Source organism: Centipeda infelix ATCC 43532, assembly GCF_000234095.1.
In the GTDB taxonomy this organism is placed as follows: Bacteria; Bacillota; Negativicutes; order Selenomonadales; family Selenomonadaceae; genus Centipeda; species Centipeda infelix.
In genome coordinates, this window is the sequence record NZ_JH376800.1 from 431,725 (window position 1) to 447,555 (window position 15,831).

Here is a 15,831-nt window from a genome sequence, read left to right on the forward strand (position 1 = left end):
GCGCACCTGTCCATATGAGGATAACAAAGGGCACTCCGTTCGGAGTGCCCTTTTTCATGGAGCTGACTGTGCAGAAACTTGTGGAACACATCCTGCGCGCGCATGATTTTTTTTGCTCCGCACGTACACTTCTCGTTGCCTGTTCCGGCGGGACGGATTCACTTGCCCTTCTGGACACGCTGGACACTCTGCGGAGGACAGAAGGTCCGCAGCTTATCTGTGCGCATTACGAGCATGGGATACGCGGAGAGGATTCACTTGCGGATGCGCACTTTGTAGAGGCGTTCTGTCGGGCGCGGGAAATTCCGTTCGTCTGCGGCGCAGGCGATGTGCCCACCTATGCGCGTGCACATAGATTCTCGTTTGAGATGGCTGCGCGTGTCTGTCGGTATGACTTTCTCCATCGTGTGCAGATGGAGCACGGCTGTGACGCACTCGTCCTTGCACATCACGCGGATGATCTTGCGGAGACGGTACTCCTGCGCATCCTGCGCGGTACGGGACCTGCGGGGCTTGCAGCAATGCGGGTGTGGGACGGTCGGCATCTGCGGCCGTTTCTCAGTGTCACACGCGCAGAAATCGAGGCATATGTGACGGAGCGGGGACTGATGCCGCGCCATGATGCGACGAATGACGCATTGGATGCACGGCGCAACCGCATTCGGCACGAGCTCTTGCCGCAGATCGCGCGTACATACAATCCCGCTGTGCGCCAGGCGCTTATGCGTCTCAGTGCGCTTGCCGCCGAGGAGGATGCGTTTCTTACGGAGCTTTCCCATGAGGCGTTTCAACGAGCGCTGTGTGTGGACGGGCTTTCACTCGCTGCGCTGCGCGCAATGCATCCCGCCATGCAGCGGCGCGTTCTGCGCCTTTTTTGGATGCAGGAGACGGGGGCAGCGCAGGATTTCTCCTATCTCCACGAGGAGCGTCTGCGTGCACTCATCTCAGCAAAGGGAGCGACGCGTGCCGAAATGCCGTATGGTTGGGTTGCGCACAGCCGCTATGGCGTTTTGACCCTGGTCCGTGCGTACGAAAAAACCTCCGCACAAAAGGAAGAAATTTTGCTTCCTTTCGTCCGCGAATATGCTATAATAAACTTTCAGGGTATGGCGCTTCAAATCAATCGCATAACCTGTATGACAGTAGACGATTGGCACAGCGTAGAAGAACGGACGGCGGTGTATGCCGACCTTGCCGTATTGCCGCCGCTTGTGCTGCGAACGCGGCGTGCGGGGGACTATATGCGGCTCCCGATCGGGCGAAAGAAACTCAAGGACATCTTGATCGACGATAAAATTCCGCGCGAGGAGAGGGACTCCATTCCCTTGCTTGCACTTGTGGACTCGCATGAGATTTTTTGGATTGCGGGTGGGCGGCGCAGTACGCTTGCGCCCGTGACAGAATCCTGCACGGATATTCTGAAAATAGAAATTGCTGACATGGACGGTGCTTCCCAACAACCTGTGTGAAGGAGACGATGGACAGATGATGAACAATGATATTGAGCGCATATCCTTTTCCGCCGATGAGATCCACACACGTGTACAGGAGCTCGGTGCGGAGATTGCGCGGGATTATCGCGATGCCCCCGAGACGGTCTACTGCGTTGGGATACTCAAGGGGGCTGCGGTCTTTTTCACGGATCTCGTTCGTGCGATCGACCATCCCGTCGCATTTGATTTCATGATCGTCTCCAGCTACGGGGATGCAACGGTCTCGAGTGGACAGGTCAAGATTCTGAAGGATCTCGACTTTTCGATCGAGGGCAAGCACGTCATCATTATCGAGGACATTATCGACTCAGGGATGACCATGCACTATCTGAAGCAGATGCTCCGTGGGCGGCATCCGAAGAGCATCAAGATCTGCGCGTTCTTGTCGAAGCCCTCGCGCCGCGTTGCGCCCGTGGAGATCGACTATCTTGGGTACGAAGTTCCGGATGAGTTCCTCGTGGGCTACGGACTGGACTATGCGGAAAAATATCGAAATCTGCCCTATATCGGGGTGCTCAAGCGTTCTGTTTACGAATAAACGGGAGGGAAGAATTGAATCAATCAATCCTGCGAAACCTGGCTTTTTATGCACTCATGTTCTTCGTCGTGTGGACGGTCGCCGACTATATGTCGGGCAGCCATCAAGCCCCGCAGGCGACAGCACTCGGCTACAGCGACTTCAATGCGAAGGTGACGGCGGGCGAGGTGGACAAGGTCGTCATCATCCAGAACAACATCCGTGGGACACTTACGGATGGGACGGAGTTTACAACGATTGCGCCGGACGCACCAAACAGCGACCGTGATCTCTACAAGCGCCTCGCGGACAAGGGAATCACGATCTCGGCGGAAAACCCGCCCGAGCCGCCGTGGTGGCAGACGATGCTCACCTCACTCATTCCAATTGCGATTCTCATCGGGTTCTGGTTTTTTATCATGCAGCAGTCCCAGATGGGCGGCGGGCGCATGATGAATTTTGGAAAATCCCGTGTACGTCTGATGGTGAGTGACAAGAAAAAGGTGACGTTCGCCGATGTTGCGGGTGCAGATGAGGCGAAACAGGAACTCGAGGAAGTTGTCGAGTTCCTGAAGACCCCCGATAAATTCAACGAACTCGGTGCACGGATTCCGAAAGGCGTGCTGCTCTTCGGCCCTCCGGGCACGGGCAAGACCCTTCTTGCGAAGGCCGTTGCCGGAGAGGCGGGTGTGCAGTTCTTCACGATCAGCGGTTCGGATTTTGTCGAGATGTTTGTCGGTGTCGGTGCGTCGCGCGTGCGTGACCTCTTTGAACAGGCGAAGAAGTCTGCACCGTGCATTGTGTTCATCGATGAGATCGACGCAGTCGGTCGTCAGCGCGGCGCGGGGCTCGGCGGTGGTCATGACGAGCGCGAGCAGACGCTCAATCAGCTGCTCGTCGAGATGGACGGCTTTGCCTCGAATGAGGGGATCATCATCATCGCGGCGACAAACCGTCCCGACGTGCTTGATCCCGCGCTCCTGCGTCCCGGTCGCTTTGACCGTCAGATTGTCGTGGACAAGCCCGATGTACGCGGACGTGAGGCAATTCTCAAAGTGCATACGAAGGGCAAGCCCATTGCGGAGGATGCGAATCTGGACGTGCTTGCACGCCGCACGCCCGGCTTTACGGGCGCGGATCTCAGCAACCTCGTGAATGAGGCGGCACTCCTCGCTGCACGCCGCAACAAGAAGAAAATCTTCATGGCGGAGATGGAGGAGGCGATCGAGCGCGTGCTGGCAGGTCCCGAGCGCAAGTCCCACGTCATGACGGACGAGGAGAAGCGTCTCACGGCCTATCACGAGGGTGGTCATACGCTCGTCGGGCTGCTGCTCGAGCATGCCGATCCCGTGCACAAGGTCACGATCATCCCGCGCGGGCGTGCGGGTGGCTATATGCTGTCCCTGCCGAAGGAGGATCGTTCCTATCGTACGCGCTCCGAGCTGTTCGACCGCATCAAGGTCGCGCTTGGCGGACGCGTTGCGGAGGAGGTCGTGCTCGGCGAGATCAGTACGGGTGCGTCAAGCGACATTCAGCAGGCGACACAGATCATCCGCAGCATGATTATGCAGTATGGCATGAGCGAGGCGATCGGTCCGATTGCCTACGGGGAGGAAAATCATCAGGTCTTTCTCGGGCGCGACTTCAACCGTGACCGCAACTACTCCGAGGAGGTCGCGGGTGAAATCGACCGTGAGGTGCGCCGCTACATTGAAGAGGCATATGAGGCGTGCCGTGTCCTCATCACAGAGAATCGTGAAAAACTCGATTTGATCGCTGAGGCTCTCCTTGAACGTGAGACGCTGAATGCAGCCGAGCTCGAGGAGCTGATGACAAAGGGCAAGATCAGCGACAAGGGGACGAAGAGCGACGAGCCAGATGATACAGGAAAGCCTCTGCCGATCCCTGTCGATGTCGTGATCGATGACTCCACGCAGACGAGCGAGGAAGCGGAGCGCGCTGCTGAGGAGCGCACTGCGCCTGTTCCGACGACGGAGCCGAAGTTTAACCTGACTCAATGGAATAAATAGGAGACAAGACAAAGGCTCTGCCGCGGAAGTGAGAATGCGGCAGTGCCTTTTCTTTAGGGACGGCAATATTTTGACGATAGTATAGGAAGCACTGATAAATTCAGCACCGCCACCTTGACGCATCTTTTTTGTCTGCACTGTGTCGGCAAACCCTCCACATAGCTTTGGCTATGCGTCCGGTTTGCCTCCTTGTTCGGACGAAAAATCTACGCCAATCTGACAGACTTCATTTTATCAGCGATTCCTATAGTTGTGTCATACAGGACGATCAGAGATGCAAAGAGGAGTTCCTATGCAGTGGTATGAGGAGATCATGGAGACGGCGCAGGTGGCAGTTGACTATGTCGGCTCCGTACTGGACGCGGGGACATTTACAGATGAGGCGCGGCAGGTGCTTTCTGATTTTGGTGCGGTGATGGACAGCGTTGCTGACTACCTGTCACGCGAGGAAGGGACACTCGTCGAGAAATGTCGTCGCTATGCATTGAATGCCGCGCATTCGGCAGATAAAACACTCGCGGCGCATACATCGGAAGAGGCACGACAACTTTTTTTCTACGAAGTGCGTCCGCTTGTTCTCGATCTGCGCATCCAGCTCGATCTCGAATACAATATCCTGCGCCATCCGGAGCGGGAGGAGGAACATCTTGCTGAGACATTGGCGGCGTTCGAGGCAGCGCGTAAGCGCTCGCACCGCACAGATTTCAAGTACCGTGTCTCGATCATTGTACCTGCTTACAACAAGGTGGAGTTTTCGCGCTGTGCGATCGATAGCCTGTTTCGACATACGGATTTTTCGCGTGGGGACATTGAGCTCATCACGATCAACGACGGCTCGTCCGACGAGACGGAGGCGTATTTTAACAGCCTTCCGCATGAGAAGAAAATCAATCTGAAGTATAATGTTTACAACCACCTCGGCTGGGGGATTGCCCGTCACATTGTCGAGGGGGAATACGTCGTCTATTTCTCGAACGATGCCGTTGCGACGGAGCACTGGCTTGAGAATCTGCTTGCTATTCACGCGGCAGAGAAGGATGTATTCTGGGTTGTGCCGACCTGTAACGAAGACTGTATCTCCAACGGGCAGGGGATTCCCGTCGACTACGCGAACACCTTTGAGGACATGGAGAAGATGCAGGTATTCGCAGCCCGCAATAACATGTCGAACCCGCTTCTCTGGGAGGAGCGGGCTATTCTCATGCCGTTTGTGAGCGTTGTGCCAAATCTCTTCGATGTGCCTGAAATCCGCGCGGACTATCGCTATGTCATGTGCGATTTCGAGGATGATGATTTTTCTGCGATGCTGCGCCGTTCGGGCTTCCGACAGATTCTCGCGAAGGACACCTTCGTTCATCATTTCGGTGGTGCGACATTGAATGAGGTGCGCACAAAGCGCGGTAACTATAAGAGCATCGTCTCCATGCGTCCTGTCTTTCGCGCAAAGTGGCAGGTCGACCCGTGGGAGTCACGCGGACATCTTGCCTTTTTGGAGGATTTTTTGAAGGAGCAGGATATACGGGATTCTCACGTTCATGTACTTATGATTGAACCGATGTTTGGTGAGGGACTTCTGGCTGTCCGCAATTATTTTCACAAGCTGCGGCAGAGTGTGGTGATCGATGCCGTTGTGACCGATGTCCGCTATCTGTCTGATGTGCGCTCCATGGCGGACAATATCGTGCATATGGATACATTGGATCATCTCGCGGAGGAGATCCATGATCTCTATGACATCATCATTATTGCCGCTCCGCTCAACAATCTGCCGATCACGCGCATTCTCCCGTTCTTCCACGGTTGCCATGAACATCTGCGTCCAAACGGCTTTGTCTACGCCTTGCTGAGAAACTACAACAGCTTTGAGCATACCATGGAGAGCCTGCCGAATGAGGTTCCATTCCTTACCTACGATATCATTATGCCGCTCGATGGACGGCGTACATACCCGGTGGCGCGTCTTATTGCGGCATTGCGGGCGCAGTATACAGAGACTGCGGTACAGATTGGTTATGTGACAGGGGCACAGTATTTTGGTGCGACGGAGCCCTTTGCACAGAGCATATACGCTGCGTTGGGAACCCCGGAGAATGACAGGGCGTATTTGTGCCAGTTCTTATCCGGAGACAGTGTTGTTTTTCGCATTCGTAAAGTGTAGTGATACACCGCTTTGCTGTCATTTGCGAAGCATTCTATGGTGAAGGGAGCAGATGTATGAAGGTTGTTATCCTAGCGGGTGGATTTGGTACGCGGATCAGCGAGGAATCTGTGCTCCGACCAAAACCCATGATCGAGATTGGGGGAAAGCCAATCCTCTGGCACATCATGAAGATCTACTCGTACTATGGTTTTCATGAGTTCGTGATTTGCCTCGGCTACAAGGGCTATATGATTAAAGAGTACTTTGCCGATTACTATCTGCACACATCAGATGTCACCTTTGACTTCACGCAGGGGAACCGTATGACAGTGCACAACAATGTCTCGGAGCCGTGGAAGGTGACGCTCGTCGACACGGGACTCAATGCGCAGACAGGGTGCCGCATCAAGCGTGTTCAGAAGTATATCGGTGATGAGCCGTTTATGCTGACGTATGGCGATGGGGTGAGTGATATCGATCTGCATGCACTCATTGCAGCGCATGAGAAGAAGAAGGGGCAGGTACTCGTTACGATGACGGCAGTTCAGCCGGGCGGCAGATTCGGTATGCTGGATATCGAATCCACGACCAATGCGGTCAGCCGCTTTGTCGAAAAGGCAAAGGAGGACGGCGGTTGGATCAACGGCGGTTTTATGGTGGTTGAGCCCGCGGTATTCAACTATCTGCGTGACGATGATACGTGTATTTTTGAGAAGGAGCCGCTTGAGACGATTGCGCAGCGAGGCAGGCTTCATGCGTTTAAGCATATGGGGTTCTGGCAGTGCATGGATACGCAGCGCGATAAGGGACGATTGGAGACTCTATGGGCGAGTGGTGATGCTCCGTGGAAGTTATGGCAACTGTCAAGAGGGTGATAGGAAATTCCCTTGAAGCCATTTATGGAAAGATGAGGTATCTATGCCAAAGCTGAGTATCATCATCCCCGCATACAACATGAATGCACAGCTCAATCGCTGCCTTTTGACAATACGAAAGACCATTCGTCTGCCGTATGAGGTCATCATTGTCGACGATGGATCGTCGGCAGATGAATGTGTCACAGTTCCCGCAGCGGGGGATGATGTTCGTGTGATCCGCCGGGCGGAGCATCGCGGCTTTTCCCATGCAGTGAATACGGGGATTCGTGCTTCCGTCGGCGAGGTTGTCCTATTTCTCCATGCAGATATTTTGCTTGCTCCGCACGCGGCGGAGGATATGCTGGATGCGCTGATCCGAGATTCGTCGATCGGAGCCGTGACGGCGGTTGCGCCGCGCACATACGCATTGGCGCGGCGGCTTCCGGAGACGAACTATCAGTCATGGTCAGATTTTGCGGCTGTGGCAGAGAGGATTCGATCCGGTGGAGTAAAACCGCATCCGGAAATCTTTGCAGAGATGATCGCATTGATGGTACGTCGGGATGTCGTTGAATCCGTGGGATTCCTTGACGAGCAGTATGTTATGCCTCCACTTGCGGCGTACGACTACACGCTGCGTATGACACAGGCAGGCTATGCTGTCGCGTCTTTGCCAAACGTCTATGTGCATCATGATGACCGTGTGTATGGATGGGAGGCTTGTGAACAACAAGAGTATGAGAAATTCCAGGCGAAATGGGGGCTTTCGCTCAACTACTCTTTTGCTCTGCGTTCAGATCTTTTCCCGTTGATGGATCTGTCGCGGGAGGGGCTGCGTGTTCTGGAGATTGGCTGTGCCTGCGGGGTGACCCTACGCGAGATCGGAAGCCGGAATCCTACGGCGAAACTCTACGGAGTGGAGCTGAATGAGCGTGCGGCGGCGATTGCTGCGCCGTTTGTGCAGATACTCACGATGAATGTGGAACATCTGGATCCTGCGAATTTCGTCGAACGCTTTGACTATATTATTATGGGGGATGTGATCGAGCATCTCTTGGAGCCGTGGGCGGCGATCCGCAATATACGGGAACTGCTCGTGCCGGGTGGTTCGATCATTGCGAGTATTCCAAATGTGGCACATATCAGCAATCTCCACAATGTTCTCTGTGGACACTGGACGTACGAGGATGCCGGGCTGCTTGACCGCACACATCTCCGGTTCTTTACAAAATCCGAGATTATCAAGCTGTTTGAGGGTGCAGGTTTTCTTGTTGGTGAGATTCGAGCCAAGAGATTTCCTCTGGATCCACAGTGGAAAGAGTTCAGAGATGAGGTCCTTTCGCTTCAAACAATTCATGTAAATGCGGAGGATTTGGAAGCATATCAATGGCTTGTGCGAGCACAACGCGTATAGAGGAGAGGACGTTCATATTTTTCTATATTTTTGTGGCGGGAAGCCGTTATCTGCGCTATAATGGGGCGGATAACGGCTTTTTGATTGGATGGTGCATATGAGCAGCGATGTGTTGGAGCTCCTGCGTGCGGCGGGCGGCTATATCTCGGGCGAAAAGATGGCGGAGCGGCTCGGCGTGACGCGTGCGGCGGTGTGGAAAAAGATTGCGGCACTGCGCGACGCAGGCTATGATATCTCAAGTGCGCCGCGCAGCGGCTATGTACTGCGTTCGTCTCCCGACCGATTGATCGAGACGGAAATCACACGAGGGCTCGCGACACGGCTCATCGGGCAAAAGGTGATCTGCTATGATGCCGTGAACTCGACAAATCTTGTCCTCAAGGATCTCGCCCGTGCGGGGGCGGAGGACGGGACGGTGGTAGTCGCCGACAGTCAGGGGACGGGGCGCGGGCGCATGGAGCGTGCGTTTTTTTCGCCGCCCGGCAAGGGGATCTGGGTGAGCATTCTCCTGCGTCCGACGTTCCTGCCGCAGGACGCGCCGAAGTGTACGCTGATGGCAGCGGTCGCGGTGGCGCGTGCGATGGAGAAATTTGGACTGCGCGCGGCGATCAAGTGGCCGAATGATATCATGCACGATGGGCGCAAGCTGGTCGGTATCCTCACGGAGATGAGTGCGGAGATGGATCGCGTGAACTACGTCGTGATTGGCATCGGCATCAACGTGAATATTGCGCCCGAGGATTTCCCTGAGGAGCTGCGTTCGGTTGCGACGTCACTGATGCAGATGAAGGGCGAGCCGCTGTCGCGCGTGGCGTTTTTGCAGGAGCTTCTGCGTGCGCTGGATGCGCTCTATGCGGACGTGCAGCGCGATGGATTCGCTTCCGTGCTTGCAGCGTGGCGGGAATACGCTGTGACACTCGGTCAAACCGTCCGCGTGATTGCACCTGCGGGCGAGGAGTTCGAAGGGGTTGCGTCGGATATTGATGCAGAGGGGGCGCTGCTCATCGATACGGAGCATGGGCAGCGGCGTGTGTTGGCGGGGGATGTGTCCATCCGCCCGAAGAAATAGTACGGAGGAAAGAACTTGCTGCTAGTATTGGACATTGGCAACAGCAACATCGTCATGGGCGCGTACGAGGGGAAAAAACTTCTGCGCCACTGGCGCATCTCGACGGATCGGCAGAAGACGGGCGATGAATACGGCATCTTATTCAATGAATTGTTTCGTTATCAGGGCATTGAGATGTCCGATATCAAGGCGATCATCATCTCCTCGGTTGTACCGCCGCTTGTCGTTCCCCTGCGCAAGATGTGCGAACGGTATTTCCGCATCCGCCCGTTGATCGTAGGCCCCGGCATACGTACCGGGATACGCCTGAACTATGAAAATCCGCGTGCGATTGGTGCGGACCGCATTGTGAACGTCATCGGCGCGCATGAGCAGTACGGCGGGCCGCTCATCGTCATCGATATCGGGACGGCGACAACATTTGACATCGTGGCGGAAAACGGGGATTTCCTCGGCGGCGTGATCGCGCCGGGGCTCGGCTCAAGTGCGGAGGCACTCTTTCAGCGTGCGGCACAGCTGCCGCGCATCGAGCTTGTGCCGCCGAAGACCGTGGTCTGCCGCAGCACGATCCAGGGCATGCAGGCGGGCATCATCTACGGATACGTCGGGCAGATCGACGAGATCGTCCGCCGTATCAAGGCGGAGCTGGCGATGGAGATGAAGGTGGTCGCGACGGGCGGCTTTGCACGCATGGTGGCAAAGGAATCGCAGACGATCGACAAGGTCGATCACTTCCTGACGCTGACGGGGCTGCGCGTTCTCTACGAGCGGAATCAAGCGTGAGTACTGTGATGCGACCCATGAAAATAGGTGCGTTTACGTTCGATGATCCTGTCTTTCTCGCACCGATGGCGGGGGTTACGGACACGGCGTACCGCGTGATCGCGCACGATATGGGCTGCCCGCTCGCGTTTGCGGAGATGGTGAGCAGTCAGGGCATCCACTACCGCAACGAGCATACGATGAAGATGCTCCATACGGAGGCGGGCGAGCGCCCGATTGCAATGCAGATCTTTGCCAAATCTGCGGCGATGGCGGCGGAGGCTGCCGCCTACATCGAGGAGATCGGGACGGCGGATATTCTGGACTTCAACATGGGGTGCCCTGCACCGAAGGTCGTGAAGAACGGTGAGGGCTCGGCACTGATGCGTGAGCCGAAAAAGGCGGAGGAGATACTCACAGCAGTCCGTCGGGCGACAAAGCTGCCGTTCACGGTGAAAATGCGGCTCGGCTGGGATGATGCCTCGCGCAATGCCGTGGAGATTGCGCGGATGGCGGAGGCGGTCGGTGTCGATGCCGTTGCCGTGCACGGGAGGACGCGTGAGCAGTTCTACAGCGGCAATGCGGACTATGCAGCGATCGCCGAGGTGAAGCGTGCCATCAATATTCCCGTGATTGTGAGCGGTGACATCCGTCGTCCCGCCGATCTTGCGCGTGCACTCGACATCACAGGTGCAGATGCGGTGATGATCGGACGTGGCGCGCAGGGGAATCCGTGGATTTTTCCGCAGCTCATTCACTGGCTGCACACGGGGGAGGAGCTGCCCCCGCCGACACGCACGGAGCGTGCACAGGTCATCCTGCGGCATCTGGATCTCCTTGTCGGATACAAAGGCGAATACATCGGCATCCGTGAGATGCGAAAGCATGCGGCATGGTACACGCGCGGGCTAAAGGGCAGTGCAGAGCTGCGTGAGCGCTTCAATCGTGCGGCATCAAAAGATGAATTCGTGCAGATTTTGCACGAGGCATGGGATATATGAAAGGAATACATATGAGTGACGATAAGAAGATCTCGGTCTGGTCGAAATACACATCGGAGGAACGCGCAGCAGTCGATGCACTCGCGCACAGCTACATTGATTTCCTCTCGGACTGTAAGACGGAGCGCGAGAGCGTGACGGAGGCAGTCCGCCGTGCACGCGCAGCGGGCTATCGCGACCTTGCGGATGTCATCACGAAGGGGAAAACGCTTGCGGCGGGGGATAAGGTCTACGCCGTCAACATGAAGAAGGCAATCGTGCTCTTCCATATCGGGACGGAGCCGATGGAGCGTGGCATGAACATCCTCGGCGCGCACATTGACACCTGCCGTCTTGATGTGAAGCAGAACCCTCTGTACGAGGACAATGGTTTGGCGTATTTCGACACGCACTACTACGGCGGCATCAAGAAGTACCAGTGGGTGACGATCCCGCTTGCACTCCATGGTGTCGTCGTGAAGAAAGACGGCACGGTTGTCGAGATCACACTTGGCGAAAAGGAGGACGACCCCGTCTTCTGCGTGACGGATCTCCTCGTACATCTCTCGCAAGAACAGCTTGAGAAAAAGGCATCAAAGGTCATCGAGGGCGAGAAGCTGGACGTGCTCATTGGTGGCTATCCGCTGAAAAAAGACGACAAGGAGTCCGTCAAGGACGGAATTCTCGCGCTCCTCAAGGAGCACTATGACATTACCGAGGAGGACTTCAACTCAGCGGAGCTGACGCTCGTTCCGGCGGGACGTGCACGCGAGCTTGGTTTTGACCGCAGCATGGTGCTCGGCTACGGGCAGGATGACCGCGTCTGCTCCTATACGGCACTTTGCTCCATGCTCGAGACGGAAGCAGTAAAGCGCACGGCGTGCTGTCTGCTCGTGGACAAGGAGGAGATCGGCAGCGTCGGCGCGACGGGGATGCAGTCGCGCTTCTTTGAGAACATGGTCGCGGAAGTGCTCTCCGCCTGCGGACAATACACGGAGATCGCCCTGCGCCGTACACTCGCACGCTCAAAGATGCTCTCCTCGGATGTCTCGAGCGCGTACGATGGGCTCTATGCGGACGCGTTCGAGAAGAAGAACGTCGCCTATCTCGGGCGCGGCATGGTGTTCAACAAATTCACGGGTGCACGCGGTAAATCCGGATCGAGCGATGCGAGTGCAGAGTACCTTGGCGAGCTGCGCCGCATGATGGACGAAAATGGCGTCAGCTATCAGCTCGCGGAACTCGGGCGCGTCGACCTCGGTGGCGGCGGTACGATCGCCTACATTATGGCACGTTACGGCATGGATGTCATCGACAACGGCGTTGCCGTCATGAGTATGCACGCGCCGTGGGAGGTTACGAGCAAGGTTGATATCTACGAAATGAAGAAGGGCTACGACGTGTTCCTGCGGAACGCATAAGTGTCCTCACCGCCGCTTACGCGGCTTCCCTCCCCCGCAGCAACGGGGGAGGCTTTATTTGGAAAGGAGCATTCGATGGTCTCAGAGCAGATGTACGAACTCGGCACGAAGAAATCCACGATTCGCACGATCTTTGAATACGGGCAGAAGCGTGCGGCGGAGGTCGGCGCGGAGAATGTTTTTGACTTCAGCCTTGGCAATCCGAGTGTGCCGACCCCCGACTTCATTCGAGACGCGGCGGTGGACATCCTGACACACAGTGATCCGATGGAGGTGCACGGCTACACGATTGCGCCCGGAAAACCGCAGGTGCGTGAGATCCTTGCCGCCGATCTCAAAAAACGATTTGGCATGGAGGTCACGGGAAAAAATCTCTTTCTCACGGCGGGCGCGGCGGCATCCGTGACCATTGCGTTCAAGGCTCTTGCCGAGCCGGGAGATGAGTTCGTCACGATTGCCCCATTTTTTCCGGAGTACCGTGTCTTTGTCGAGGCGTGCGGGGGGAAACTTGTCGTTGTGCCTGCAAAGACAGACGATTTTCAGATTGACTTTGCCGCTCTCGAGGCGTCAATCACGGCGCATACGAAGGCTGTCATCATCAACTCTCCAAATAATCCCAGCGGTGCGGTCTACAGCGCGGAGACCCTTCGGCGGCTTGCAGAACTCCTGTATGCAAAGGAGCAGACGTATGGACATCCGATTTTTATCATCGCGGACGAGCCCTATCGCGAGATCGTCTACGATGGACTGACCGTACCGTGTATTCCTCTCTATTATGATAACACGATTGTCTGCTACTCCTACAGTAAGTCCTTCTCCTTACCGGGTGAGCGTATCGGCTACATCGTCGTTCCGGATACCGCTGCGGATTTTGCACGCGTCTATGGTGCGATAGCAGGTGCTGCACGTGTCCTTACGCATGTTAATGCACCCTCCCTTTGGCAGCTCGTCATCGCACGCTGTGCGGGAAAATCTGCAGATCTGAGCACCTATGCACATAATGCAAGCTTCCTCTACAACGGACTGACGGCGGCGGGGTTTGAATGCATGCGTCCGCAGGGAGCGTTCTACCTCTTTCCGAAGGCACTTGAGGAGGACGATGCGACGTTCTGTGCACGCGCACGTGAGTTCGATCTTCTGCTCGTGCCGGGCACGGACTTCGGCTGTTCCGGGTATTTCCGCGCGGCGTATTGCGTGCGTACGGAGATGATCGAGCGTGCGCTGCCGCAGTTTCAAAAATTGGCAAAGACTTATAAAGAAATACATGAATGAAATTCGTTAATAATAGCTTCATTAAAAATATATATTGACAATCGGTCTCTGCAGAGCTATACTTAATACCGATTTACATTTCGTAAGGGATATCATTATCGACTGATATACTACGAATTTATAGGGGGATTACGCGCGTTTTGTGCGTTTGACAAGGAGGGTGTTCCTTTTGACCAGTGCTGAACTCTTTGAAAAAGGCGGGCCGGTAATGTACCTGCTGCTCCTGTGCTCGCTCACAGTGGCGGCGATTGCCATCGACCGTTTTTTGCTCTATCGACGTGCATCGCAGGGCGCACGCGCTCTTGAGGCAGATGTTGCCGCTGCACTTCGCAAGAAGAAGCTGGATGAGGTAGCACCTGCCGTGAAGGGCAAGGACAACATGGTCGCCCATCTCATACAGAGTGCGGTCGATGCGCGTGCGGCGGGGGAGGATGTTCCCATGACGCTTGAGGCGGCCTACGGTGATGCGGCAATGCTTCTGCGTGCACGCCTCAACTATCTCTCGACGATCGTCACACTTGCTCCGTTGCTCGGGCTTCTGGGGACGATCTCGGGGATGATCCAGTCGTTCAGCGTGTTCAACCTGCAGGCGGGTCAGCCGATGGCGATTACAGGCGGCATTGGCGAAGCACTGATTGCAACGGCAACGGGACTTCTTGTCGCGATCTTTGCACTTGTTGTGCACACCTACTTTGCGCAGCGCATGGACACGATGCTGACGCTGCTCGAAAAGACGATGAATACCCTGCTCGCGGGTTTTGCCGCAAATGATGGAGGGCGTTCTCATGCGTCGTAATTTTCATGATGTGCGCGAACCGCTCGTCATGATTATCCCGATGATCGACATTATGCTCTTCCTGCTCGTCTTCTTCATGCTCAGTACGATGTATATGGTGAATGCGAGCACAGTGCAGGTCAGTCTCCCACAAGCGGCAAGCGCCAAACAGGATACGCGTCCGCACATTGTCTCCATCACGGTGACAGAGGACGGCAAGGTCCTCTTCGACCGCGATGAGGAACCGACGCGGGAACTCACAGCGCGGGTCAAGACACAGCTCGAAGATGATCCCGATACGGTCTTTGTCGTACGAGGCGACCGCAAGGCAGACTATCAGTTTGTCGTCACCGTCTTTGACGCGCTCAAGGAGGCGGGGACGCGCCATGTGTCCATCGCAACGGAGACGGGAGGGGTCTGAGTGCAGTATCAGACACATTGGCGTCTCGCCTTTGTTCTCGCGTTCTTCTTTCACATCATTGCGTGGCTCTTTCTGACGATCCTGATTCCGCACGTATTCAAAGCACTTGAAGCACCTCCACAGGAGGAGCCGATGGAGTGGGTCGAACTCGCGGATGATCCAGGGCCTCCCGAGGAGGAGCAGGCGGAGGAACCTCCGCCGCCGCCACCGCCGCCTGAACCGGAACAGGTCGAAGAAGAACCTGCCGTGGTCGAGGCGGAGGTCCCGGAAGAAGCCATCACGGAGATTCTGAAGGAAGTTGAGGAAACGCCGGAGAAGGAGGAACCAAAGGTCCTTCGATCCGGTGAGGGGAAGCAAATCGGCATGCCGGGCAAGATCCTGCACGCGGAACAGCCGCCCTATGGTGTCATTCAGTTCAAGGGACGCATTGCCGTCTCGGCACGCATCGGTACGGACGGCAAGGTTATCAGCACCCGCATCCAGGTCTCCTCCGGAAATGCGCTCTACGATCGGATGGCGCGGCGCATTGTCGAGAAGCAGTGGAAATTCGAGCCCGCGAAGGATATGAACGGGCAACCGATGGAATCCGATATGCAGTGTCCTGTTTACTTTAACATGAAGCCTGCACGCAATATCAAATAATGTGCATGTGCTGGAAGAAGGAGAGGAATAAGTAATCC

The 15,831-nt window shown here is 55.9% G+C and carries 14 protein-coding genes; all 14 read left to right on the top strand.

From position 1 onward, the window contains the following. Positions 1-56 precede the first annotated feature (56 nt). The 14 genes from tilS (at position 57) to HMPREF9334_RS10830 (ending at position 15,793) form a co-directional block, all read left to right on the top strand. Positions 57-1,469, top strand: coding sequence for a tRNA lysidine(34) synthetase TilS (tilS, locus tag HMPREF9334_RS10765; protein ID WP_006693496.1), 1,413 nt, complete (start codon positions 57-59; stop codon positions 1,467-1,469). A 16-nt stretch (positions 1,470-1,485) separates the two neighbouring features. Beyond that, a complete protein-coding gene (hpt, locus tag HMPREF9334_RS10770) occupies positions 1,486-2,031 on the top strand; it encodes a hypoxanthine phosphoribosyltransferase (RefSeq protein ID WP_006693497.1) in 546 nt (181 codons plus the stop codon). Positions 2,032-2,045: 14 nt separating this feature from the next. Further along, positions 2,046-4,040 (top strand): ATP-dependent zinc metalloprotease FtsH, encoded by a 1,995-nt coding sequence (gene ftsH / locus HMPREF9334_RS10775; RefSeq protein ID WP_006693498.1) that lies wholly within the window; start codon positions 2,046-2,048, stop codon positions 4,038-4,040. A 292-nt stretch (positions 4,041-4,332) separates the two neighbouring features. Then, positions 4,333-6,198, top strand: a complete 1,866-nt coding sequence (locus tag HMPREF9334_RS10780; RefSeq protein WP_006693499.1) for a glycosyltransferase — start codon at positions 4,333-4,335, stop codon at positions 6,196-6,198. 56 nt (positions 6,199-6,254) lie between these two features. Then, the gene (rfbF, locus tag HMPREF9334_RS10785; protein WP_006693500.1) at positions 6,255-7,055 is read left to right on the top strand and encodes a glucose-1-phosphate cytidylyltransferase; all 801 of its coding nucleotides are present in this window, start codon (positions 6,255-6,257) and stop codon (positions 7,053-7,055) included. Positions 7,056-7,098: 43 nt separating this feature from the next. Continuing rightward, positions 7,099-8,451, top strand: a complete 1,353-nt coding sequence (locus HMPREF9334_RS10790; protein WP_006693501.1) for a bifunctional glycosyltransferase/class I SAM-dependent methyltransferase — start codon at positions 7,099-7,101, stop codon at positions 8,449-8,451. A gap of 97 nt (positions 8,452-8,548) precedes the next feature. Further along, positions 8,549-9,520 carry a biotin--[acetyl-CoA-carboxylase] ligase gene (locus HMPREF9334_RS10795; protein ID WP_006693502.1) on the top strand — a complete coding sequence of 324 codons (972 nt, stop codon included), beginning with the start codon at positions 8,549-8,551 and terminating at the stop codon, positions 9,518-9,520. A gap of 15 nt (positions 9,521-9,535) precedes the next feature. Continuing rightward, positions 9,536-10,303 carry a type III pantothenate kinase gene (locus HMPREF9334_RS10800; protein WP_006693503.1) on the top strand — a complete coding sequence of 256 codons (768 nt, stop codon included), beginning with the start codon at positions 9,536-9,538 and terminating at the stop codon, positions 10,301-10,303. An 8-nt stretch (positions 10,304-10,311) separates the two neighbouring features. After that, a complete protein-coding gene (dusB, locus tag HMPREF9334_RS10805) occupies positions 10,312-11,283 on the top strand; it encodes a tRNA dihydrouridine synthase DusB (RefSeq protein ID WP_039957536.1) in 972 nt (323 codons plus the stop codon). Between the two features lie 11 nt (positions 11,284-11,294). Next, entirely contained in the window at positions 11,295-12,683 is a 1,389-nt protein-coding gene (locus tag HMPREF9334_RS10810) for an aminopeptidase (protein WP_039957537.1), read from the top strand. Positions 12,684-12,758: 75 nt separating this feature from the next. Beyond that, complete coding sequence (locus tag HMPREF9334_RS10815) at positions 12,759-13,955, top strand: pyridoxal phosphate-dependent aminotransferase (protein WP_006693506.1); 1,197 nt, start codon at positions 12,759-12,761, stop codon at positions 13,953-13,955. Between the two features lie 208 nt (positions 13,956-14,163). Continuing rightward, a complete protein-coding gene (locus HMPREF9334_RS10820; RefSeq protein WP_039957582.1) occupies positions 14,164-14,751 on the top strand; it encodes a MotA/TolQ/ExbB proton channel family protein in 588 nt (195 codons plus the stop codon). After that, the gene (locus tag HMPREF9334_RS10825; RefSeq protein ID WP_006693508.1) at positions 14,741-15,151 is read left to right on the top strand and encodes an ExbD/TolR family protein; all 411 of its coding nucleotides are present in this window, start codon (positions 14,741-14,743) and stop codon (positions 15,149-15,151) included. The genes HMPREF9334_RS10820 and HMPREF9334_RS10825 overlap by 11 nt, the downstream gene beginning before the upstream one ends. Beyond that, the gene (locus tag HMPREF9334_RS10830) at positions 15,152-15,793 is read left to right on the top strand and encodes an energy transducer TonB (RefSeq protein WP_006693509.1); all 642 of its coding nucleotides are present in this window, start codon (positions 15,152-15,154) and stop codon (positions 15,791-15,793) included. Positions 15,794-15,831: the final 38 nt, after the last annotated feature.